Source organism: Runella sp., from assembly GCF_027484545.1.
In the GTDB taxonomy this organism is placed as follows: Bacteria; Bacteroidota; Bacteroidia; order Cytophagales; family Spirosomataceae; genus Runella.
Map to the genome: position 1 here is coordinate 1 of NZ_JAIXST010000296.1, position 24,290 is coordinate 24,290.

Below are 24,290 nucleotides of genomic sequence, written 5' to 3' on the forward strand. Positions count from 1 at the left end.
AGTCAGCCGTTCAGTTCGCTCGAACTCCGCACTTTATGATTGTTAATAGTAGATGCCTTCCATCTGTTTTAAAGCATTCTTACTAAGTTGATGCTTAGCTCAATTCAAGTCACACACGGTTTGATGCTTGGCGAAGAAGCAGATTTCGAAGCAGTAAACTTTCTTTCAGCACTGAACTTGATACGAAGCACAAAGCTTCATTTAAGCACTGAACCCGCTTTTTTGCCAAACGCCTGTTATGCCTTCGCCCTTCTTTTCTAGTCAGCATATTTGATTGATAATTCGTCTTCAAATCCAAAAATTGTCAAGGCTTGTTTTATGCGGTCAAACTTGCCCATATTGTCAATGTTTGCTTCTATAAAATATGTTTCACTGATTGGAACTGCCTGTCTTAGTCCGCTTGTTTCAGGTGTTTTTGTCAAACTAAGTCGGTCGCCAATTTCTGATGTAAAAAAGGTTTCTGGTTGTAAGTCGAATAATTGTTTGAACACTTCAATATAAAGTTTTGCTACTTGTGTAACTTCAAGTTTTTGATTGAAGAAAATAGCATACTCTAACTTCTTGTGTTTTGGGTCTTCTGCATCAAATATATTTATTTCGTCATTAGTTGCTTCGAGTTCAATGTCAATTTTAGGAATTTCCCAAATTTTAATAAAGCGTTCAGAAATAGTATTTGCTCGTTCTTCAATTTCTGTTTTATCCCATTTTGATTTTTCTTTCAAATCTCTGTTTAGCCAAAGTCTGCTGAAAGTATAACCTTGCTCTTTGCCGTCAACGTTCATTACTTTCTTGTCAAGAAATGGTTTGTTACTTAATTTGCCGTTGTTGCCTGATAGAGTGAGATTGCCGATTGTGTTTAGATAGTTTTCTTTTATCAAATTGTATTCGTCTGCACCTAATTCAATTTTCCATTTTGCGTCAGGGTTTTGCGGAAAAATATGTTCAATAGTTATGTCGGAATTTCCTTCAATTGCTACTGGTTCGTTGTTTTGAAAATTTTCAAGTCGTTCTAATAAATAGGTTCGGTTTTTAGGTTTAATGTTGTAAACATCTTTTTCTTTTAGTGCGTTTATCGTTTCTGTGTTTCTTGGGAAACGTTGAACACCTGACCTTTGAAGTAAGGATTTTTGAATTGAAAACAAATAATTGTTAGGCTCAACTTTGTCGTATAAGCCCATAAATATTTTATTAAGTGCATTGGTCGGCAAGCCTAAAATGAAACGTCTGAATGTGAATGATTGAACTGTCGATAAAACTGAAATAAAAGTTGCTTTATCAATTATGTCATTCGAAAAATCTTCATAAATCTTCATAAACCTTCATTAAGAAAGGAAACGCAACATTTATTTCTAACCTGTTGATGTATTCAAGTTGAATTCGTATTAGTTTGTCAGGTTCGTTTTTCGGGTTAGTTAGTTTGTTGTAATACTTAACTAATGATTTTAATTCTGTGAGAACAAGCTCCAATTCGTCAATAGTGGAAGTTGGATATTTCTCTTTGAATTTTGCGTAAACGTCACCTTTGTTTGGTATTTCTTTGTTTTTAAGAGTTAAGTAATCACGAATGAATTCAGAAACACGAGTTTTATTCAATGTTTCATCCTTTGCGTTTTTCTCGATTACTTCCCAATAGCTTTTGTAAATTCTGTCTTGATTTGTTCTTGAAAGTCCCATTAGAATATAATTTCTAATAAGGTCGGCTTGTGATAATTCAAGTCCAGTTGAATTCAGACTTTCAAAAATTCTTTGAGGATTATCTTTTTGTCTGTCAAGTGCAATATCAACGAAAATGAGTTTAGAAAGTCCACGCTGAATAACTTCAAAGTTCTCCGCATTAATTGCTGACCTGAAATAATCAAAATTTTCTATAATTTTTGAATAGCCTTTAAATTCTTCTCCGTCTGTTGAATTTAGAATGTGTCGAAGTGCTTCTTTATTATTTTCGGTTGGTTTTAATTTCAGCTTTTCTTCTTCGGGTGCAAATTCATTTATTAAATACGTTTTCTGAATTCGGTTAACTAGCATTTGGTTGTCAAGTTCCTTTGCAAGTCTGTAAAGTGAGATATAAATTAATGTGATAGTCGTAAGACGTTGCTGTCCGTCAATTATGGTTAATTCCGTTAAGCCTGATGCTGTGTAAACGTCATCGTGAACATAAACTATACTCCCGATAAAATGGGCATTTGTCTTGTCGTTTTTACCCGTTTCAATTATGTCGTGAAGTAATTGCTTGCACTGAAATAGTGTCCAGTCATAATTTCTCTGATAAACAGGAATAGCAAATGTCGTTTCATTTGTCGCTAAAAATTTATCTACTTTGGTTTCGTTCGCTTTCATATTTTATTTCTGTCTGCCTGTTTGTTTGTTTACGGTCGTCATAGGGTGAGGCATGACATCTATATATACGCTACTTAGTCGTTTTTTATCGCTTATAACCGTTTGTGGTCGTTCTATCGTTTTTTTTCTCACAAAATCAAATTTTAATAACAGAGTATCCACGTTCCGTACTTAGTAGTAATTTTACGAAAGTAAGAAACAAAAAAGGCAAAAGCAATCAGTCGACCCTATTTGCTTTTGCCTTGAATAAAAAAAACTTACTTCTTCCCCTCTTTCCGTTTCTTATACTCCTTGAATCGGTTGTTGTATTCTTCCAATTGTTCGGGCTTAAAACGGGTTTGGTATTCGGGAGGCAAAGCCAGTCGTTCGGGAGCTAAGGTGGGAGATTTGTCAATGAGTTTATTGCGACCGCCGGCATTTTTGGTTAAGTCAAATACATCGTACAATTCGCCCGTCACGGTGTACGATTTGTAAGAAAGCTTGTTGCCGTCTACGGAAATGATTTGGTACAACTGCGTGTTGGAACCGGCGCGGTCCATCCAATCCTGCAAACCAATCGTGTACATTTTAGGCCCGCTGACCGATACCACATAAATAGGGCCATCGGGGTATTTACGGCTTGTGCCGAGCGGCATATTTAACCCTCTTCCGTAGGTGTGGTCGTGGCCCTGTAAGACCAAATCAACGTGGTATTTTTTGTAAATCGGTTCCATTTTCACGCGCCATTCGTCGTTGTTGCGCCCGTTGGCCGTCGAATAAATCGGGTGGTGATGCATGGCTACGGTCCATTTGTTTGGATTGTTGCTTAATACTTCCACCAACCATTCGGCCTGTGCGTCCATCACGGTAGAGTCCAATAAAGCAGCCTGAGAATCTAAAGAAATAAAGCGAACACCCTGATAATCAAAATAGTAAGTCGTTTCTTTGAGTTTGTCGGGGCCGTTTTCGGGTAAAACAAAAGAGGGCCGCCAGTGCATTGAAACCCGGCCTTTTCCTGCCGCATCTCTGTAATATTCGTGATTGCCGGGCGTAGCCAAGGTCGGAACCATGCCCGTAATCCAACCGCCCGCTTCAAACCACTCGCCCCATTGCCAATCGGCGTTGGAGGTGTTGATCAAATCTCCCGCGTGAAGCATAAACTGTACCGACGGAAATGCAGAATAGGCCCCGCGAATGGCCCGCGACCAGAGCGAACGAATGTCGTTTTGGGCATCGCCGAAGTACAAAAACGAGAACGGGGCTACTTTGTCCTCGGCGGTTTTGAAATGAAACCACTCGCTCCATTGTTCTCCGGCACCCACGCGGTAGCTGTATTTGGTATTGGGCTTGAGGTCTTTGAAATGCACCGAATGATACAAAATCTGTTTTCCCTCAATAAGCACCGTTTCGGTAGTGGCCGGTACGATGGCAGCCCTTTTGACAAAATCGGGCCCTGCGTCTGCCTCATGAATGGCTCCAACGGCGCTTACAACGGTTGAATCAGTGCGCCAATTCACCGATTGAGAAGTGGCAGGATTGCTTTGCCAACCCAAAATGACCCGGTCGGGAAAAGCAGTAGGGGTGTAGGCCTTGTGCGTCTGGGCATTACCAACAGAAGTAAGCAATGCCCAGAAAATAGTAAGTACAAGTAAGGGTTTTTTCATTGGGATTGGTTGTTAGAAACGTAACTGGAGTTATATCTCAGTGATTTAAAAGTCAAACTTACTTGAAGGAGGCAAGATTGTATAATTTAGTCTGTTATCAAACGCTTAATTCTCAATGAGGAAATCTATTTTCCCGGCAGATTGGCGCTGATTAAATCTAAAACCGCCGAAATGACAGATGTTTAATGACCTGCAATTTGGTCCATAATGACGTTAGCTCTTGCGCCTGTTTTACCCGTGCTCGGGCATTGGCCTTCGCCCCGTAATTCCTGCACAATCAACTCAATCAGAGGTTGTTGTACGTGTTCGGGATAAGGAATGTTGTATTCCTCCACGCCGCTTTCAGTTTCGACTTTAATGATGAATTTTTCAAAGAAAGAAAAGGTGATTTTTCCTTTGGAACCCATCAATTGGGATTCGTCGAGGCGTTGTTCTTTGTTGAGCGTATAGCACCAACTTCCCGTCCCCAATACGCCCGATTCAAATTCATAATTGGCGACCACGATGTCGTCGGCTTCGTACAATCCGGCTTGGTTTCGGGCGATACCTTGGGCGGATTTAATGGGACCGAGTGCGTATTCCAGAAAGTCAAACTGATGAGAAGCCAAATCATGGAAATGCCCACCCCCCGAAATTTTCGGATCTACGCGCCAGCGCGGTTGCGCATTTTCGCCTATTTCTTCCGAATAAGGATTGTAGTGAATTTGAACCGTAACTAAACGAATATCGCCGATTACTTTTTGGTCAATAAGTTCTTTAACCTTGACGAAATAAGGCAACGAACGACGATAATAGGCCACAAAAAGCGGTACACCCGTTTCGCGACTGACCTGATTCATGGCTTCGCATTCGGCCGTATTGAGCGCCATGGGCTTTTCCACGTAGGTTGCCTTGCCTGCTTTGAGGGCTTTGGTCGCGTATTCCAAGTGGACATCAGGGGGCGTGGCAATGTAAACCGCGTTGACTTCGGGGTCGTTGATTAGCTCATCTACGCTCGTGTACCACTTGGGCACGCCGTGGCGTTGGGCGTAGTCGGCGGCTTTTTCGGCACTTCGTCCCATGACCGCCACCAACGATGAATTGGGCACTTTGCTGAAAGCCGGCCCGCTTTTCTTTTCGGTTACGTTGCCGCAGCCAATCATTCCCCATTTAATTTGTTTCATCTTAAGTAGTACGTAGATTTTAGTATTACTATAAAGGCCAAAAACAAGGAAGATTACCAATGTCACACGATTCTTTTTAAAAACTATTACACAACTAAGGAAGCCGAAGCATCGGCATTTGGAAGTTCACCCGCGGCTTTTTTGATTATGTTCATATCGTACTGCAATCGTTGGCTGAAAAGTGCCACGTCAAAGCTATGCACCACAATATTGACTCCTTCTTTCATCCATTTGATTTGCCGCTCCGGTTCCAATGAAAAATGAATACCGATGGAAAGTCCTTTGGCGCGTGTTTGGTGAATAATGCTCCGAACGGCCGCTTCAAAATCGGGGTGGTCGTATTGCTCGGGCAATCCCAAACTGACCGACAAATCATGGGGGCCGATAAATACCGCATCCAAGCCTGGAACGGAAAGAAGTTCGTTCAATCGTTCGAGGGCAGGGACACTTTCGATGTTGGCAATGCAGATGTTGGAGGCATTGTGTGCCGTAATGCATTCCTGCAACGTCGGAGACATTTCTTCGACGCCATTCAGATAATTATGCAACTTTTCTCCTTTGAGCGGCCTGAATTTGGTAGCACCCACCAATTCTCGAATCTGCGCCACGGATTCCAAATAAGGCGCCACTACCCCCAACGCTCCGCCGTCAATCACCTGACAGGCCAAAAAAGGATTGGGTTCGGGAATGCGTACAATGGGTGTAATGTCTAAGGCTCTGAAAATTTGGCACATTCTGGCCAAATCGGCACGGTCTAGTGGGATGTGTTCGGTATCAATAAATACAAAATCAAGCCCTGCCCGTTTGACCACCGCAGGCCACATAGGGCCTGTTGAGGTGAAGCAAGTGCCATAGACATTTCGTCCATTTTTTAATTTTTGGAGTAAGTTGGGAGTAGCTGCGGTGCTCATGGGTCTTCCTGATTTAGATAGAAATACTACTTGTGGCCGGAGTAATGAGGCTATTTTCAACGGATACTATTTTGAGAGGCAAATAGTCTTTATCGGTTGTAGAAAGGTATTAGAGGAATGACGAGATACGAATGTCGAATGACGAATTTTGGATGAAGAGGTACGAATTAGATTAAATAGAGCTAAAAGGAAACGGATAACGAATACACGGATAACGATTAACAGATACACGGATAACGATTACACAAATAACCCTGCGAAAGCACATAAACCAAAACCATGAAGAACCTTCCTTTTATTGATTTGCTCATTATTTTGCTCTATTTGGGCGGAATGGTGAGTGTTGGTGTTTATTTTTCCCGAAAAAATCGCCTTGAAAGCAGTGACAATGCCGAGCAATTTACGACGGCTTCGGGGCAAATACCCGGTTGGGCCATCGGCATGTCCATTTACGCTACTTTTCTCAGCAGCAATACGTTTTTGGGCGTACCGGGAAAAGCCTTTGGCAGCAACTGGAACTCCTTCGTATTCAGTCTTTCCATGCCCTTGGCAGCGTGGGTAGCTACTAAATATTTCATTCCTTTTTACCGTAATACTGGCGAAGTATCGGCCTATACCAACCTCGAAAATCGTTTTGGAGCATGGGCACGTACCTACGCTGTCGCGTGTTTCTTGCTGACGCAGTTGGCCCGAATGGGTTCTATTTTCTTTGGGATTGCACTTAGTTTACAGGCACTTACGGGTTATCCCATGGCGACTATTATGGTGGTTGTCGGGATTTGTATCATTTTGTATACGGTGATGGGTGGTATGGAAGCCGTGATTTGGACAGAGGTAGTGCAGGGCGTTATCAAAACGGCCGGAGCGGTGATTATTTTATGGTTGGTGGTAGATGGTATGTCGGGAGGCGTGAGTAAAATTGTCGATATTGGGCAAGCCGATCATAAATTCAGTTTGGGAAGTTTTGACTTGGATTTTACCCAACCGACGTTTTGGGTGGTATTGCTCTATGGTTTCTTTATGAACCTCAATAATTTTGGGATGGACCAAAACTACGTTCAGCGGTATCACACGACTACTTCGGTCAAAGAAGCGGCAAAATCTGTGTGGCTGTGCGTGTATTTGTACGTGCCTATTTCGCTGATATTCTTTGTGTTGGGCTCTGCTTTGTACGCTTACTATCAGGTCAATCCCGAAATGATGGAGGCGGTGAGATTGCAGGCGGCTGCCGATAAGCTGCCGGGCGGTACGCAGGAAGCCATCAAACAATTGGCCGCTACGCTCAAGCCAAGTGATTTTGGCGATAAAGTAATGCCGCATTTTATGGTGACCAAAGTCCCCGCAGGTTTATTGGGATTGATTGTGGCAGCCATTTTGTCGGCGGCCATGAGTACCATCAGTTCGGGCATGAATGCTTCGGCGACTGTGTTTTCGCTGGATATTTACCAACGCTATTTCAAGGCCAATTTGTCGGGCAAAGAATCACTTCGATTGTTATACATTGCCACGACCGTATTTGGATTATTGGGGATGGGAACAGGCATTGCCATGATTGGCGTCAAAAGTATTCTGGACATTTGGTGGCTGTTGTCGGGGATTTTTGCGGGCGGTATGTTAGGCTTGTTTTTGTTGGGCATTATTTCGCGTCAAACCCACAATGGAGAAGCCATTACTGCCACGCTGATTGGGATATTGGTGATTCTTTGGATGACATTTTCCAACCAAATTCCCGAATCCAACGCCGCACTTCGCAGTATGCTTCACCCCAATATGATTATCGTAGTGGGTACGCTTACGATTTTCCTGGTGGGAGTTCTTTTAACTAAAATACGTCGTAAAACCCCTGAAAAGGCAGAAAAGGAGCGAGTTAGCTAAGGATATTTGCAATTTTTGAGGGCTTTGGCACGTTTGTTGATTTTGGGTTTTATGTAGAACCCTAATCCTCAAAATCCCATGGAAGCACCGAAAGAATTTGTAGCTTTGTTGCGCGATACGCAATTGATTTTGGATACTATGCCCGGCGAAGCCCTTGATATTTCAGTCGTTATTCCGCTTTTCAACGAAGACGAATCCCTCCCCGAACTGACCGCGTGGATTGCGCGGGTTATGGACGAACATCATTTCAGCTACGAAGTACTTCTCATTGACGATGGAAGTACAGACGATTCGTGGAGAGTGATTCAGAAATTAGCAGTCACGAATCCATATATAAAAGGAGTTCGATTTAATCGCAATTATGGTAAAACACCTGCTCTTCAAACCGGCTTTCAGTTGGTGCGCGGCAGCGTGGTCATTACGATGGATGCCGACTTGCAGGACAGTCCGGACGAGATTCCCGAATTATATCGAATGATTACCGAGGACGGTTATGACTTGGTGTCGGGCTGGAAACAAAAACGCTACGATCCGATTTCCAAAACCTTGCCCACTAAGTTGTTTAATGCCGTAACGCGCAGTATATCAGGCGTTAATCTGCATGACTTCAATTGCGGACTCAAAGCCTATAAGCAACGCGTTGTTAAAAATATTACGCTGTACGGTGAAATGCACCGTTATATTCCGGTAGTGGCCAAATGGAACGGCTTTCGGAAAATCGGTGAGAAGGTAGTGCAGCATCAGGCCCGCAAATACGGCAGTACCAAGTTTGGTTTGGAGCGTTTTGTGAATGGTTTTTTGGACTTACTTTCCATTACGTTTGTTCATCGTTTCAGCAAAGCGCCCATGCACTTTTTTGGGTTGTGGGGGACACTCTCATTTTTATTAGGGTTCCTCATCACCTTCGGTTTGATTATCAAAAAACTCTACCTCATTTTTGCCAAAGAACCTTTTCGTAATGTGACCGAAAATCCGCTTTTTTACATGGCATTGGTTGCAATTGTCATTGGTTTTCAACTCTTTCTGGCGGGATTTTTAGGCGAAATGATGGTGAAACAACATACAGTCAAACAGGCCGATTATTTGGTAGTGGAGAAAATTGGAATTTAGTTTTTTTCGCATTTCAACAAAAAGCGTCCAATTGGTTTCAAAACCGATTGGACGCTTTTTTGTATGAATTCTAAAAGTTCTATGCTTTCAAAATAGCTCTTTGAGTCACTTCATTCCATACGCCACCACCTTCTGCTGATTAATTCCAAAATAGAGTTTATCGTTGATAGTCAGAATACTTCTGACTTCGCCACTGAGGTGAAAGCCCGACTTTTGTTGAGGTACACAGCTAAAGTTACCCTTGCCGTTGTTGTGCAAAAGCACTCCAAAGTTCGCATCATAGTGTCCAAAACGCAGGCGAGTATGCAGTTGATTTCCACAAAGCAGCAGGTCTTTTTTGCCATCTTTGTCATAATCCAACGCAATCAAAGCATGTACGGGGGAGTTCTGTACCTCCATAGGCAAAGGTTTTAATACAAATTTTCCGTTGGCACTCCGTTCAAAAAGCGAGGTAGCCAAGTGGTTAGCTTCGAGACGCATAACACCTTCCAATTCAGAGGCTCCGAATATATCTTTGAGTGTGGCTTCGCTGTAGCTTTTGTAATCCGGGTATCGCTTGCCCATGATGGGCATTTGGCCAATCAACTCGTCACGCGTTATGTAAGGATAACTTTTGCCTTGGATATAGGTACATAAAATGGGGTCAATGCGGCCGTTTTGGTCAAAATCCTTAAAATACAGTTCGGCGGGTTGGTCGGGAGAAGCTTTGACTTGACTGTTTAGCCCCAAATTTCCGACTACCAAATCCATTTTCCCGTCACCGTTGAAATCATCCACCAAGAGTTTATTCCACCACCCGCTGTAATTACGGTCAAAGTAGTTATCAGTTTTATTCTCCAGTTTACCGTTTACATTTTCAAAAACCGTGATCGGCATCCACTCCCCAACCACTATCAATTCTGGCTTTTTGTCACCATTAAGATCAAGCCACGCAGCATCTGTTACCATGCCAAGTCCAGCCCCGCGCGGCGTACCGCCCCAGCCCCCAATGGGGGTGAATTTTACTCCCCCATTGGGGGCTGGGGGGCTGGCTATCAATATAAAACTGGGCGGAATTTCGGGATAACTGCCCGGTACAACGCGCCCTCCAACAAATAAATCAGGTTTCCCATCTCCATTTACATCCGCTACGCGCACGCAACTTGTACTGACCGGCATGGGTGGAAGGGCAGTACTGTTTTTAGTGAAATTGCCTTTGCCGTCGTTCAAATAAAGAGCATCTTGAAGCAAGGGGTCGTTTGCTTCAAAATTGGCGTAGCCGCCGTGACAGACGTACAAATCGAGTGAACCATCCCCGTTGGCATCAAAAAATACCGCGTCGGTAGCGTCGCTTTTGGCATCAGCTTCAAAAGCAGGTTGCGTTTTTTTAGAAAATGAGCCGTTTCCTTTTTGTTGTAAAAACAAAGCTCCTGCTTGCCCATTTCCTCCTCCCACAAACACATCTTCCAGTCCATCGCCGTTCACATCTGCTTTGGCCATGATGGGGCCCACGTACGATTGCGGATTGACCATCAGAATTTGACGTTTAAAATCATTGAAACCGGAAGCAGGCTGTTGGTAAACGATAGGAGAGGCTTTTTCTTCAAACAAAGGCACACCTTGATTTGCCGAATTGGGTAATTCAGTGGCATCCTTTTCATTCAATGTCAGCCATTGGTCGCTTTTGACGTTGGTCAGGTGTTGCTGTTTTCCGTTAGGCCAAATTATGTTTAGTGAATCTATTGAAGTGGATGACCCTAATCCAAAGTGTAAAACTCCCGACACGCTTGACTGATACCCGCGCGCAGGCATTTGTTCGAGGTATTGGGCTTGGCCTTTTTGATAAATGATTACTTTAGCACCAATCCCAAACCGATTCATTTGACCGCCCGCAAGGCTCACTTTCAGGTAATGATTTTTGAGTTTTTGATTGGCTTCGTTTTGGTAGATAAAAGCAGGAAGATTGACGTTGTTTACGACCAAATCCAAATCGCCGTCATTGTCCAAATCAGCATAAACGGCCCCATTACTGTTGGAAGCCTGTCCCAGTCCCCATTGTTTTCCTACATTTTTGAATGTAAGGTCTTTGTTGTTTTTGTATAAATAATTGACCACGTTGGAAGCCGGCATTTGCTGCACCAAATTGAGCACGTCCTGTCGCCCGATATTGGGTTGATTTTGCTGAAAATCGTTCATGTATTTCAGAAAATCAAGGTTGGTATAATCGCGCAGGTAGCCATTGGTAATGTACAGGTCTTTCCAACCGTCATTATCGTAATCAGCAAAAAGCGCTGCCCAACTCCAATCCGTATTGGAAATCCCCGCCAACTGACCAATTTCGGAGAACCTCACCCTGCCCTCTCCTTTCTGGAGAGGGTTCAATCCCCCTTCTCCTGAAAGGAGAGGGGGCGAGGGGGTGAGGTTCAACTGCAGCATATTCCGCATAAACTGCTTATGAAAACCCGACCGAACCACCATGTCAAATTTCTCATAATTATCAGGAGCCATCAGGAGTTTTTGGCGGCGATTGTCCTCTGGAAGCATGTCAAGGGTGAAAATATCGGGAGCGGCGTCATTGTTAATATCGGCTACGTCATTACCCATCGAAAACTGCGAGGTATGCCCAATCGAAGTAGTTAATCGGTCAATAAAACCGCCTTTTTGGTTGTTAATGTACAAACGGTCAGGGATGGTATAGTCATTGCTGACGTAAATATCGGGCCAACCATCTTGGTTAAAATCGGCGATTCCCGCGCCCAATCCATACGAAAGCGGCGAACTGTTAATGCCCGCTTTTTGGGTTACGTCTACAAACAGCCCCCTAACCCCCAATGGGGGAACAATTCCCCCATTGGGGGTTAGGGGGCTGTCATTTCTGAAAAGCCGGCATCCACTGACGGGGTCATCGGTTTTGTCCAAGGCCGCGCTACTCGACTCATTGAGAACGGGCAATGATTTGATGTTATGATTCAACAAAAACAAATCCAAATCACCATCGCGGTCGTAATCAAAAAAGTAGGCATTGGTACTTGAAGTAGGATTATTCAGGCCATATTCCGCCGCTTGCTCCAAAAAAGTTGGAATTCCCTGCGCATTGTTTCCTTGGTTGATGAATAACTCATTGGTTTTCTTTTCGGGAGGAAGGTTTCCCGAATGGCAAACGAATATATCCAACCGACCATCACCGTTGACATCGGCCATGGTTACCCCTGTTTTCCAAGGCCCCTGACGCCCTCCCGCTCCGGACTGCGGGGTAATGTCTTCAAACTGCATTGCTCCTTTGTTAAGATACAGTTTGTTATCACTCAAATTGGCCGTAAAATAAAGGTCGTCCAGTTTATCGCCGTTCAAATCACCTACGGCTACTCCTCCGCCGTTGTAGAAATATTCATACATCAACACGTTGGTGTTGAGCCCTTCATTGATGATATTTTGAAAATCAACGTGGGTCTGTTCAGGGGTCAAAAGTGTAAAAAGAGCAGGCTCTTCGGTGGAGGAATTTGCGGGTTGTTCGGTAGAGTTTTTCTGACAACCGGTTATCAATAAAACAGTTGGGAATAAAAAGTAGGTAAGTGAATGCAATTTCATGGAAAACAAACCTGAACAGGTAAAAATGACAAGGTATGACAGCGTAATTTATGGTAATTGGCTACAAAACAAAAGAATTTTTTTCAGACTCTCTTCATTATCAAAATCAATGGATTCTTCTTTTGAATAGGTGTCAATTGCTTTCTTATGGTTGGAAAAAAGTTTCAAAAGACCTGATTTGTTTGGTTTGTAAAAACGATTATTTTGATCCATTAAAAAATAAGTTTTCTCTTTGGATAGAATCACATCTCCTTTGGAAGCCAGCTTTTGAACAGAACTGTTGCCGGTCGAAAGTACGTTAAGTTCTTTAATAGACGATGTAGCCGACGATTTGCCCATGCCCGCCATTTTTTCTACCGCCGCAACTTTGAACATGGTTTTTACCACTAACTGTACCTTTATATAATCAGCGATGCTTTCCACATAGCCGTGACTTACATCGTAATAAAACTGATTTTCACCAATTTGGATTTTCTTGATGGTCTGCTCATTGGCCAGTGAGAGTGTATCGCGAACGGCACCGATAAACTGCACTTCTCCCAGCATAAAATTATAATTGAGCTTGGCATTAGCCGATGAGCCGTTCAAAAAAGAAACTGTTCCTTCCTTGAATTGCGGATAACGATAGCGCGAGGCGACCGGAATCGCATATTTTAAATCAGCATCGGCTTTTATTCTGAAAGTAGCAGCCTCTTGTGCCAATAGGCTCAATGTATTGCCTCCCCAAACACAAAATAAAAAGAAGAATGTTTTCATCATGACTGTGTTTAATCTTATTGAACAAATTTAAGCAAACTTATCCAGCGAATTGGAAGAAGAGCAAATAAAAAAATCTACCCCAACTTTGATTGAGGTAGATTTTTCATTCATGGATTTAGTATGTCTTAAAAACATTCTAAATCTGATTTGTTAGTAGCCCGGATTTTGCAACAGATTGCTGTTTCGGTTCATTTCATTTCTGTCTATTGGTAAATAGTACAGCTTATCATTCCAGTTTCGGTTTTCTTTGCCTGGATCAATCTCAAATACGGTATAGGCATAATTGTAGTTCTCCTTATCGTATTTATAAAGACTGACCGTTTTACCCGATTTGAGCGTACCGACAATATTGATACCATTGGCTTTGCGTCCTAGCGTAGTGGAAGCTATCATCCAGCGGCGGGTATCGTGGAATCGCTGCTCTTCCAAAAACATCTCTATCCGTTTTTCATTGCGGAAACGCTCTTTCAACGCCGCCCCTGATTCGGTAAGCGCTGGCATACCCGCCCGAAAACGAATCTTATTGAGCCAGCTACGAGCTTCCGCGTCCTGGCCAAGTTCTATACAGGCCTCGGCGTAGTGAAACACCATCTCGGTATAGCGCAGGATTGGCCAAGGTACTTCCTGCCACGTATTCTGATCCACGATAGTAGGATTTGGATCGGTAAACTTACGAATGTAATAACCTGTATAGCTTCCGTTCCAGTCCTCAATAGGACTGTTGCGGGTGTCCAGTCCAAAGTGAGTAACTTTAGCACCTGCGGCATTGACAATTTCGTAACGGCCTGTCTGAATTTGACTGGCAGGGTCGCGGGGGAGATTGGCACTGCTGCGGACTTTCCAAGGCGAGCCTTCAAACAGAATAGAAGAATAAAAACGCGGGTCACGGTTTTCATAAGGGGCACTAGCGTGTTCTGGTTTTTTCCAGTCAAACTTAGTGCCATCCATCATTTCGTAGTCGTCCACCATCAACTGAATCGGTGAATTTCCTGCCCAGTTGTTATAGCCGTTAGGTCCATTGAAAAGCCCCTGACGGCCGCCGTTTTCCTGCTTGGCGTTGATAAAATACCTCGCCATCAACAATTCGTTTTGACCACCGTTTCTTGCCAATGAATTGTTCATAAAGTTGGTCGTTCCCTGACTTGTGCTTACGGGAGCCGTAAGATTCAGCAAGTTACCGAAGCCGGGAAGATCCAAAACAGCTTTGGCAGCCGCTCTGGCTTTTTGCCAACGGTCTGCTTGTGAGCCGCTTACGTTCGCTATCAATTCAGGTTTACTGAATGAACCCAGTACCGTAGAGCCGGCCTTCATTTTGGCAGCATCGTGCAGGTCACTGGCATCGTAAGTCAATACCCGTGCTTTCAACGCCAGTGCGGCTGCCTCAGTGGCACGGCCGGCCGCCAGTGATTTTCCTTTAAGCAAAGCAGCAGCTTCGTCCAAATCTTTGACAATGAACGCTACCGTCTCGGCCCAAGTTTTGCGAGGTGCCAAATAATCGGCTTCACCTAAGTCGTAAGGACGATCAATCAAAGGAACACCACCATAATAACGCGCTAACTGCTGATAGTAATAAGCACGCATAAACTTAGCCTCTCCTGTCAAACGCTCCACAATGTTGCCCGTATTGGCAAATTTAGGAGCAGCAAGGTTTTTAAGCGCTAAGTTACAAGCACGAATGCGCAAAAACATATTTTGCCAGCTAATGGTGCCATTTACCCAACCGATATCAGCAGGATTCGAACGGCCTTCTGTAATGGTAGTGATACCACGACCTGGGTGCGTAAACATCGTTTCGTCGGTCAATGAGGCCAGCATTTGCTCGTCAAAGCCACCATTACCAAAGCCCGCGTAAATTTCAGACACGAAGCCTTCTGCCAAAGATGCGTCTGTCCATACCGCATTTTCCGAAAGTTCACCGAGTGGTTGGGTGTTCACGAAGTCATCATTACAACTCGTGGCCACAACCGAGAGCGCAATGAGGGATGCTACTAAAATTTTAAGTTTTTTCATTTTTTCTTAATTTAAAGTTGTTAGAATGCGGCAACAAGTCCTACGTTCAATACTTTTTGCTGAGGATAGTATTGTCCTTGAGCATTGTCTGCCTCGGGGTCAAATACTTTTAACTTAGAAACCGTGAAAAGGTTTAAACCATTGAAATAAAGACGTAGTGTATTCATTCCAATTTTCTTCACCAAAGTTGAAGGAATGTTGTACCCAACCTCCAAGTTTTTCAAACGAAGGTAGTCCGCATTTCTAAGCCAATAGTCGTTGCCGCTTGAGTAATACTGGTCGTTACGGTTGGCAATACGTGGATGTTTGTCGCTTGGGTTATCAATGGTCCAACGGTTGTTGTAAACCTCAGAGAAGTAGTTACCAATATTACCCATCTCGCCTGTGCTGATGAATTGTTTCGCTCCCGCTGCTCCTTGAACCAATACGGTCAAGTCAAAATTTCTATAGCTTGCCGAAAGATTGAATCCACCCGTGAACAAAGGTATGTTGGTGAAGTTGTTACGTACTTGGTCATCAGGCGTGATTTTTCCGTCACCGTTGTAGTCTTTGTACTTCATATCACCTGGGCGGAGAGTACCTACGATGGCCTTGTAGTCGATGGTGTTGGCATCAATCGCCGATTGATCTTTGAATACACCATCATACAGGTAAGTTTGATAGGTAAACATTGGTTTGCCAGTGGTTTGCTGCCAAGCAGGTGCACCCGGTGCTTCGTCCCAGAATACAACTTTATTCTGGGCATAGCCACCATTTACGCTTACGTTGTACTTGAAGCCATCTTTCTGATTACGGTAGCCAATGTTAAACTCCCAACCTTTGTTCAATACTTCTCCAATGTTCTGTCTTGGTAAGGTCAAACCTGTACTCTGGGGAACAGAGGCGTTTTTGGTCCACAAGATGTTGGTACGCTTATTAGAAAATACGTCAAACTCGAAGAACACATTTCCGTTGAACATCTGCCCTTCCAAACCTAAGTTGGAGTTAGTAGCAACTTCCCAAGTAATGGAAGTATTAGGGATACGTGCTTCAAACAAAGTTTTGGTTTCGGCATTGCCCAAGATATAACTTCTGAAACCGTAAGTAGATAAGTACTGATAAGAAGGAATCTGGTCATTACCCAATTGGCCGATAGAACCGCGTATTTTCAAGAAGTTGACCGCAGGAAGTGCCTTTTTGAAGAAGCTTTCTTCAGAAACAACCCAACCCGCCATGATGCCCGGGAAGAAGCCGTAACGGGTTTCTTCGGGGAAAATGTCGGAACCGTCATAACGCCATAGGAACTCGGCAAGGTATTTCTCTTTGTAGTTGTAACCTACCCGACCAAAGTAGTTGATACGAGCCGTATTAAACGCACCACCGTTGTTGTTACGTTGTAGGTCACCACCCGCAAACATTTGGTCAAGGGCAGTAGAAAGGAAGAAACGACGGAAAGCCGAGAAGTTATCTCCTTTGATGGTTTCACGGTTGGTACCCGCCAACAAATTGAGGGTGTGGTTACCAAACGTTTTATCGTACGAAAGCACCGTACCCAACAAAATATTGAGTTGGTTGATATTTGCTTGGTTTAAGCTTGGATCGGCAGGCCCCCTTTTGGCCGGCACGAGGTTTGGATTACCGTTGGCATCAAGCCCCGAACCTTTTTGATACAACGTCCAAGGAATCAACCAAGTTTTGTTGTTTTGAGACAGATTATCCACCGCCGCATTCATGCTCAATTTGAGACCTTCTACCCCCGGAATTTTAATATCTAACTGGCCATTTGATTGGAAATAATTGCGGACATCCTTGTCATAACCCGCCAAGTCGGTCGTGATAACCACTGGGTTTTGTCCATTTTCAATATCAGGACCAGGCAGACCATTTGGCCAGAATGCCGGCTCTTGGGGCTTGCCCCGCATCAACATCCGGAAAATAGCCCCAGGAGACTGGGTAGAATACTGACGTGCTTCTTGACGGCCTACTACGCCCAAAGTCATCGTGATGTACTTGTTGATTTTTGCGTCAAAGTTTAAACGCATGTCGTACTGCTTATAGCCCGTTGAAGACTTAATGTAGTTGGCGTCTTGGTTTTGATAACCCAAGGAAGCCAAATAAGTAAAGTTCTCCGTTCCACCGTTGAGTTGGAGGTTATGGCGAACCTGAGGCGACCAATTCTTAAGTGTGGAAGCAAACCAATCTGTGTTGGGGTAGTTCCAAGGGTCAGAGCCATCGGCATATTTCTGAATAGCCTGCGGAGTGAAAGGAGCATTCCGAACCGTACCATTGGGACGTGTAAACGAGCCCGTGGTTTTGTAGGCTTGGTTGGCAGCAGCCCATTCTGAGGTTGGCAAAGCGTAAATATCCAGATCATTGAGCATACCCGTGTATTGGGCAGCATTCGTCAAATCGGTAAGTACAGTAGGATTTGACCAGCCTTGGTTGAGGGAATAAGATAACTCAGGCTTACCCGTTTTTCCCCGTTTGGTAGTAATCAAAATAACCCCGTTGGCAGCACGTGACCCATAGATAGCCGCTGCCGCATCTTTCAATACGGAGATACTTTCGATATCGGCAGGGTTAAGGCGATCAAGCCCCCCCGCACGATTGGGAATTCCGTCAATCACGATCAAAGCACCGTTGTTGTTCAACGTGTTTGACCCCCGAATCCTGATGGTAGAACCGTCACCTCCAGGCAAACCACTTCGGTTGACGGCGGTAACCCCTGGCAGACGACCCGCTAGGGAGTTGGAGAGGTTCATGGCAGGCGATTTTGCTAATTCTGTCCCTTTTACGCTCACTACCGAACCCGTTACGGTTTCTTTCTTTTGCGTACCGTAACCCACTACGACAACTTCGCTCAAAGCAGCGACATCTTGTGCCATTGATACATTTACAGTGACACCAGAAGGTGTTACTTCTTGTTTAACGAAGCCAATAGCACTTAGTACCAAGGTACTGCCTGAAGCCATTGTAATTTTAAAACTTCCCTCCCCGTCGGTATTAGTACCTTTATTGGTGCCTTTCACCAATACACTAACACCGGGTAACGGTGCGCCTGCCGCGTCTTTGACAACGCCCGATACAGTTCGCTCTTGTGCGAATAAACTTAGACTTGCCCAGACACAAACGATTAGTATCGTCAAGGGCACTCTCAGTAATTTGAGTTTGTAGCTCATTCTTGTCATAAGAAAATGGAGATTTATGGTTGATAGATAAATTGAATAAAAATGCAGTGTTGGGTATTTCGTTAAGTATGGCTTTCTAAAGGAGTAGGGTAGCCTTTAGTGAGTAAAAAGATCTAAAATAGTATTATTATCTGTGCAGTTATCAGACACAAATAAATAATACTATTTTAGTAGAATTGAAGTACATGGAGTTAGATGATGGGTTTACGGTTAATAGATAAACAGCAAGAAATGCGGTGTTCGGTATTTCGTTATGTATGGCTAAATAAAGATGCTTAGTGTTCTTCAATAGATGAAAAGTCAAAACATAGCTTGAATTACTGCTATTATTTTAACGGAATTGAATTGCTATGGATTAGGTGAATTGGTAAAATCATTCTTAAGAAATGGGTTTATTTTATTTGCAACGTTTACTATGTGAGATTGCAGGTAAATAATTTAGTACAAATTAATGACAAATAAACACAATAGGCTTCGCTTTTGTTTGCATATTCTGACTTTATTTTGACTAAAAAATAAAAATTCCTCTTTTTTTTAGTAAAATATGAAGATGATCTACTCAAAGGTTGAACCCAGGCTGTTTTTAGAATGCCAAATAATATAAGGAAGGTTGAAACGTGTTACTTACCAGATTCGTATCTTTGCAGTAATGTCAACGAAAAGAAAAAACAAGTCTAAATTGCTTGAGAAACGGGTAATTGGCCGGACTGATATCATTGATTTTCCTGAATTAAGGATCACCAACGTACGCGCGAAAGTGGATACGGGTGCTTATACTTCAGCTATTCATTGCTATAAGATACAGGCTGTAAAAGGTAAAATCACCTTTTATTTGCCTGCTCACCGCGGTGAACAACACCAAAAATTTACTACAGAGAAATTTGAACTGAAAGCCATAAAAAATTCCTTTGGTCAAACAGAAATGCGATACGTCATTAAAACTAAGGTAGTTTTGTTTGGAAAAACGTATAAAACGGAGTTCTCTTTGGCCGACCGCGAGCAGATGCGTTATCCTGTGCTTTTGGGTCGTAAACTCCTCCGTAATCGTTTTTTAGTGGATGTCACTTTAGAGAATGTATCGTATTCCCAAAAAGTATTGCAGGAAGCTACCCATAATCTACCCGAGCTATTAACAAAAACGTAACATTGTCTCAACTTACTTCCTCTTAATTTTGTCGCGTTTATTCAAACCATACGGTTTTCACTCACTATTGGCTTTGGATCGTCGCTTGCCAACTACTTTATGAAAATTGCTGTTCTTTCTACCAATACGAAACTGTACTCTACCAAACGGTTAGTTGAATCCATTTCTCAACGCGGGCACGAAGCGGTCGTCATCAATCATTCACTTTGCCATGTGTTGATTGAAGAGGAAAGTCCCGTTATTCTATATAAAAATAAACTCATCGAAGGTATAGATGCCATCATTCCACGCATTGGTGCATCAGTTACTGATTATGGCAGTACGGTAGTGCGTCAGTTTGAGATGATGAAAGTTTTTACAACGGTAAAATCGCAGGCCATTCTGCGCTCGCGTAACAAGTTAAGGAGCTTGCAAATCCTTTCGAAAGCGGGGGTACAAATCCCTAAAACGGTATTTGCCAATCAAACCAAAGACATTGACCGGCTTATTAAATTGGTGGGCGGCCCGCCAGTGATTATAAAACTGCTGGAAGGAACACAGGGAGTGGGAGTAGTGTTGGCAGAATCCAACAAAGCGGCAAAATCTACCATTGAAGCTTTTTATGGCCTGAAAACCAACGTGTTGGTTCAGGAATATATCGAAGAATCTAATGGAGCCGATATACGGGCTTTTGTAGTGGGAAACAAAGTAGTCGCGGCCATGAAACGGCAGGGGGTATCGGGTGATTTTCGTTCCAATCTGCACCGAGGAGGAAAAGCGGAAGCGCTGATTTTGCAGCCACACGAAGAAAAAGCTGCTCTACAGGCGGCAAAAGCACTGGGTGTGCGGGTGGCGGGAGTGGATATGATTCAGTCCAATCGCGGTCCAATGATTATGGAAATCAATTCTTCTCCGGGACTGGAAGGTATCGAAAAAATTACGGGCGTTAATGTAGCGGATTTGATTATCGGCTATATCGAAGAAAAAATACGCGCCGACGAAGGCGATACAATTGGCGTATAGTAAAAAGTATTGTTTTTCAACTTTAAACCTATGATGAAAAAAGTACTATATGCTTGATAAGGTTACTTACAGTAAACAGCCCAAATGTCTTGTGGCTTTGGATTCGATTATCTTTGGTTTTGATGGCAATCTGTTGAAAATTTTATTGGTAAAGCGCGGCCCTAACCCGACTCCTAACACTTGGTCGTTGATGGGAGGGTGGCTGGCTCCCAAAGAAAATTTAGAACAATCGGCCGAACGTATCTTATTCGAACTGACCGGTTTGAAGGAGGTGTATTTGGAACAGCTTTACACCTTTGGGGATATTAACCGGGATCCCATAGACCGTACCGTTTCGGTGGCTTATTTTGCCCTGATTAATATCGAACATTATGATTCTAAAATTTCGCAGGTACATTATGCTCACTGGTTTCCGGTAAGTAAAATGCCCGACGAAATTCTTTTTGATCACCGTCAGATGATTGATTTGGCCATTCAAAAACTGCGTTATAAAGCGGCTCTTCATCCGTTAGGATTTGAATTGTTGCCCGAAAAATTCACGATTCCTCAACTTCAAAAACTCTACGAAGCTATTTTTCAAACAACGTTCGACAAACGAAATTTTAGCCGTAAAATCCTCTCCACTCATTTGCTTATCAAGCTGAAAGAGAAGCAAAAGTCCTCTAAGAAAGGAGCTTACCTGTATCAGGTCAATGAAGAAAAATACAAGACATTCAGTAATTCGTTTCTGAATTTTGTGTCAAATCCTGAGTTTTAGATTGTTATATACAGAAAAGAGGTGCCGACTTTGAAATTGGCACCTCTTTTATAGTTAGTATCTAAACAAAACTTTACACTGCCTGCGCTTCGCGGTGAATGATAGCTTCGCGGTCGGGACCGGTAGAAATAAAGCTGATAGGCAATTTAAGTTCTGTCTCCAAAAACTCGATGTAGGCTGCCAATTCCACAGGCACTTCATCATACGTATGTAGGTTCTCAAGAGAAGTCGCCCATCCTTTAAAGGTCTTGTATACGGGAGTTACCTCGTAGTCACAAAGATCATACGGGAATTTATCAGTCAGGGTGCTGTCGGCAAGTTGATAATGAGTACATACTTTAATTTCTTCAAAGATATTAAGTACATCCACTTTCATCATCACTAACTGCGTTACCCCATTAATCATAATAGCGTACTTGAGGGCAGGTAAGTCCATCCAACCGCAACGACGCGGACGCCCGGTCGTAGAGCCAAACTCGCGGCCTTCCTGACGCATTCTTTCGCCTACTTCATCCAACAGTTCAGTTGGGAAAGGTCCGCTTCCAACACGAGTACAATACGCTTTGAAAATTCCGTAAACTTCGCCAATGCGCTGAGGAGCAATCCCTAATCCTGTACAGGCGCCGGCCGTAGTGGTAGTAGAGCTGGTCACAAATGGATAGGAACCAAAGTCAATGTCCAACAAGGATCCTTGCGCACCTTCTGCCAAAACTGATTGACCCGTTTCCAATGCTTCATTAACCAGGTATTCGCTGTCTACAAAAGTATATTGTTTCAAAAACTCAGCCGCTTCAAAAAACGCTTTTTCAGCTTCGGGAAGTGCCGTTTCGTAATCAAAGTTGTAAAAAGACAAAATCACTTTGTGCTGCTCTACCAAGCGGTTGTATTTTGTGTGAAAATCAGGGGATAAAATATCTCCCATTCTCAACCCTTGGCGAGCTACCTTGTCCTGATAAGTAGGACCAATTCCTCGCAACGTCGAACCGATTTTAGCCGCTCCTTTGGATTGCTCATAAGCCGCATCTAAAAGGCGATGGGTTGGCAAAATCACCGCAGCTTTCTTTGAGATGAATAAGTTTTTATGAATAGGCAGATTGAATTTGTCCAGTCCTTCAATTTCTTTTTTCAATACAATTGGGTCCAGAACAAGGCCATTACCGATAATATTTTTGATATCAGAGCGAAAAATTCCCGACGGAATTTGGTGCAATACGTGCTTAAAACCGTCAAACTCAAGCGTATGCCCTGCATTGGGGCCGCCTTGAAACCGCGCTACAACTTGGTATTGCGGTGCCAAAACATCCACTATCTTTCCTTTTCCTTCATCGCCCCACTGGAGGCCGAGTAATACATCAACTTTCATTAGAACCTGTATGCCCCCAACCTCTAAGGGGAGTTTTAAAATGGATGAGTGACGTGCTTTGAGGTTGAAAAAAGAGCACGTTTTTATACGTTAACGTAGAATGGTTACTCTACTTCAACTCGTTTGGGTCGTTCTGTAATTGCTTTATTTTTATTTTTATTTTCACAATTTTCGCGCTGACAATTGCCGTAGAAAATCAGTGAATGATGAAGTACATTAAATTTGAGCAACTCGCCAACCATATTTTGGATATTCTGAACGCGCGGGTCACAAAACTCCATTACCTGATGGCAATCCATACAAATGATATGGTCGTGTTGACGATAACCGTACGCTTTTTCATACTGAGCCAAATTTTTCCCAAACTGGTGTTTGGTCACCAAATCACAGTCTACAAGTACATCTAACGTGTTATATACGGTAGCGCGGCTAACGCGGTACTTTTTGTTTTTCATTGAAATATACAATTCATCTACGTCGAAGTGGTCTTCGCGCGCGTATATTTCCTCCAAAATCGCAAAACGCTCCGGTGTTTTGCGCAGCCCTTTGCGCTCCAAATAAGCCGTCAGGATACGCTTGGCTGCTTGCAGATTTTCTTGTTTGGGTTGGGGCATGATGGACTTTTATTATCGCAAATGCAAAAATACATAATTTCAACCAATATGGTAAATTTCAATTGGGTATGGCCCCATTTTGGCGCGAAGCAAAGCCGATTTAGAAGCGTTCAGAGGAGAAGGTTACACCAAATTGTTCTCAATGGCATAGCGTACTAAAAGGGCCGTATTGTTGACGTTGAGCTTGGTGTGCAGGTTTTTTTGGTGAGAATCAACGGTATCCGTACTGATAAATAGTTTTTCTCCGATCTGGTTATTGGTATATCCTTCGGCAACCAATTTCAGAATGTCATTTTCCCATTTGGTCAAAATCGGTGTGTTTTCTGATTTTGTTTTGGCTGTTTTGATGATTTCATGGACCTCAAAACTATGGTAAGTGTTCCCATTCGCCACGGTTTTAATGGCTTGTACCAATTCTTCTTTGGTAATATTTTTGAGCAAATAGCCACTTGCCCCATTGGCCGTCATTTTGTTGATGTAACTGATTTGATTAAAGGTGCTTAACGCTATAATTTTAATTTCAGAATGGGTTTGGTTCACTGTTTTGCACAAATCTAAACCGCTCATATCGGGCAGGTTAATGTCCATTAAGATAACATCCGCCGCGTTACTCCCAAGGAAATTCAGGCATTCAGCCGCCTTTTGAGCATAGCCGCATACAAGAATATCGGGCGAGTTTTGCAGCAAAGACAAAATCCCCTCAATCACTACATTATGATCGTCAACAATAAAAACGTTTATCATACTTGTACTAAATAAGAATTAAGGTGTCGTATATTTGCGAAATGGACTATGTATCAAAAATAAAGGAAGACGTTGAAATTCTTTTGGAGTCGGAAAAAAAGTGTAGCATGGCCTTGTTGCGCGA

The 24,290-nt window shown here is 43.2% G+C and carries 17 protein-coding genes; 5 read left to right on the forward strand and 12 right to left on the reverse strand.

The features are described 5' to 3' along the window. Positions 1–257 precede the first annotated feature (257 nt). The 5 genes from Q0081_RS26480 to Q0081_RS26500 all read right to left on the reverse strand — a co-directional run bounded on the left by Q0081_RS26480 (position 258) and on the right by Q0081_RS26500 (position 6,054). A complete protein-coding gene (locus Q0081_RS26480) occupies positions 258–1,313 on the reverse strand; it encodes an HNH endonuclease family protein (protein ID WP_298360728.1) in 1,056 nt (351 codons plus the stop codon). Next, positions 1,300–2,337, reverse strand: a complete 1,038-nt coding sequence (locus tag Q0081_RS26485) for a DUF262 domain-containing protein (RefSeq protein WP_298360730.1) — start codon at positions 2,335–2,337, stop codon at positions 1,300–1,302. The genes Q0081_RS26480 and Q0081_RS26485 overlap by 14 nt, the downstream gene beginning before the upstream one ends. Positions 2,338–2,594: 257 nt before the next feature. Beyond that, positions 2,595–3,980, reverse strand: a complete 1,386-nt coding sequence (locus Q0081_RS26490; protein WP_298360732.1) for a metallophosphoesterase family protein — start codon at positions 3,978–3,980, stop codon at positions 2,595–2,597. Between the two features lie 182 nt (positions 3,981–4,162). After that, the gene (locus Q0081_RS26495; RefSeq protein WP_298360734.1) at positions 4,163–5,143 is read right to left on the reverse strand and encodes a Gfo/Idh/MocA family protein; all 981 of its coding nucleotides are present in this window, start codon (positions 5,141–5,143) and stop codon (positions 4,163–4,165) included. A gap of 86 nt (positions 5,144–5,229) precedes the next feature. Continuing rightward, positions 5,230–6,054 carry an HpcH/HpaI aldolase/citrate lyase family protein gene (locus Q0081_RS26500; RefSeq protein ID WP_298360736.1) on the reverse strand — a complete coding sequence of 275 codons (825 nt, stop codon included), beginning with the start codon at positions 6,052–6,054 and terminating at the stop codon, positions 5,230–5,232. Positions 6,055–6,333: 279 nt separating this feature from the next. Here Q0081_RS26500 and Q0081_RS26505 point away from each other — a divergent pair, with 279 nt between their 5' ends. Further along, positions 6,334–7,929 carry a sodium:solute symporter gene (locus tag Q0081_RS26505; protein WP_298360738.1) on the forward strand — a complete coding sequence of 532 codons (1,596 nt, stop codon included), beginning with the start codon at positions 6,334–6,336 and terminating at the stop codon, positions 7,927–7,929. Between the two features lie 138 nt (positions 7,930–8,067). Then, entirely contained in the window at positions 8,068–9,039 is a 972-nt protein-coding gene (locus tag Q0081_RS26510; protein ID WP_298360759.1) for a glycosyltransferase family 2 protein, read from the forward strand. A gap of 105 nt (positions 9,040–9,144) precedes the next feature. On the opposite strand, the gene Q0081_RS26515 is transcribed toward Q0081_RS26510, so the two are convergent. The 4 genes from Q0081_RS26515 to Q0081_RS26530 all read right to left on the reverse strand — a co-directional run bounded on the left by Q0081_RS26515 (position 9,145) and on the right by Q0081_RS26530 (position 18,533). Next, entirely contained in the window at positions 9,145–12,606 is a 3,462-nt protein-coding gene (locus Q0081_RS26515) for a VCBS repeat-containing protein (protein ID WP_298360740.1), read from the reverse strand. A 48-nt stretch (positions 12,607–12,654) separates the two neighbouring features. Further along, positions 12,655–13,365 carry a hypothetical protein gene (locus Q0081_RS26520; RefSeq protein WP_298360742.1) on the reverse strand — a complete coding sequence of 237 codons (711 nt, stop codon included), beginning with the start codon at positions 13,363–13,365 and terminating at the stop codon, positions 12,655–12,657. Positions 13,366–13,515: 150 nt separating this feature from the next. Further along, the gene (locus Q0081_RS26525) at positions 13,516–15,375 is read right to left on the reverse strand and encodes a RagB/SusD family nutrient uptake outer membrane protein (protein WP_298360744.1); all 1,860 of its coding nucleotides are present in this window, start codon (positions 15,373–15,375) and stop codon (positions 13,516–13,518) included. A 20-nt stretch (positions 15,376–15,395) separates the two neighbouring features. Then, the gene (locus tag Q0081_RS26530; RefSeq protein ID WP_298360745.1) at positions 15,396–18,533 is read right to left on the reverse strand and encodes a TonB-dependent receptor; all 3,138 of its coding nucleotides are present in this window, start codon (positions 18,531–18,533) and stop codon (positions 15,396–15,398) included. Between the two features lie 688 nt (positions 18,534–19,221). Between Q0081_RS26530 and Q0081_RS26535 the strand changes: the two genes are divergently transcribed. The 3 genes from Q0081_RS26535 (at position 19,222) to Q0081_RS26545 (ending at position 21,445) form a co-directional block, all read left to right on the forward strand. After that, on the forward strand, positions 19,222–19,686 hold the full coding sequence (locus tag Q0081_RS26535) for a RimK/LysX family protein (protein ID WP_298360747.1): 465 nt from the start codon (positions 19,222–19,224) through the stop codon (positions 19,684–19,686). Positions 19,687–19,785: 99 nt separating this feature from the next. Further along, positions 19,786–20,688 (forward strand): 30S ribosomal protein S6--L-glutamate ligase, encoded by a 903-nt coding sequence (gene rimK, locus Q0081_RS26540; RefSeq protein WP_298360749.1) that lies wholly within the window; start codon positions 19,786–19,788, stop codon positions 20,686–20,688. 49 nt (positions 20,689–20,737) lie between these two features. Further along, the gene (locus tag Q0081_RS26545) at positions 20,738–21,445 is read left to right on the forward strand and encodes an NrtR DNA-binding winged helix domain-containing protein (protein ID WP_298360751.1); all 708 of its coding nucleotides are present in this window, start codon (positions 20,738–20,740) and stop codon (positions 21,443–21,445) included. 73 nt (positions 21,446–21,518) lie between these two features. Here Q0081_RS26545 and Q0081_RS26550 read toward each other — a convergent pair whose 3' ends face one another. From Q0081_RS26550 to Q0081_RS26560, 3 genes are all read right to left on the reverse strand, one after another. Next, positions 21,519–22,808 carry an adenylosuccinate synthase gene (locus Q0081_RS26550; protein WP_298360753.1) on the reverse strand — a complete coding sequence of 430 codons (1,290 nt, stop codon included), beginning with the start codon at positions 22,806–22,808 and terminating at the stop codon, positions 21,519–21,521. Positions 22,809–22,912: 104 nt separating this feature from the next. Further along, a complete protein-coding gene (locus tag Q0081_RS26555) occupies positions 22,913–23,422 on the reverse strand; it encodes a Fur family transcriptional regulator (protein WP_298360755.1) in 510 nt (169 codons plus the stop codon). A 123-nt stretch (positions 23,423–23,545) separates the two neighbouring features. Beyond that, on the reverse strand, positions 23,546–24,166 hold the full coding sequence (locus Q0081_RS26560; protein WP_298360757.1) for a response regulator transcription factor: 621 nt from the start codon (positions 24,164–24,166) through the stop codon (positions 23,546–23,548). Between the last annotated feature and the right edge of the window lie 124 nt (positions 24,167–24,290).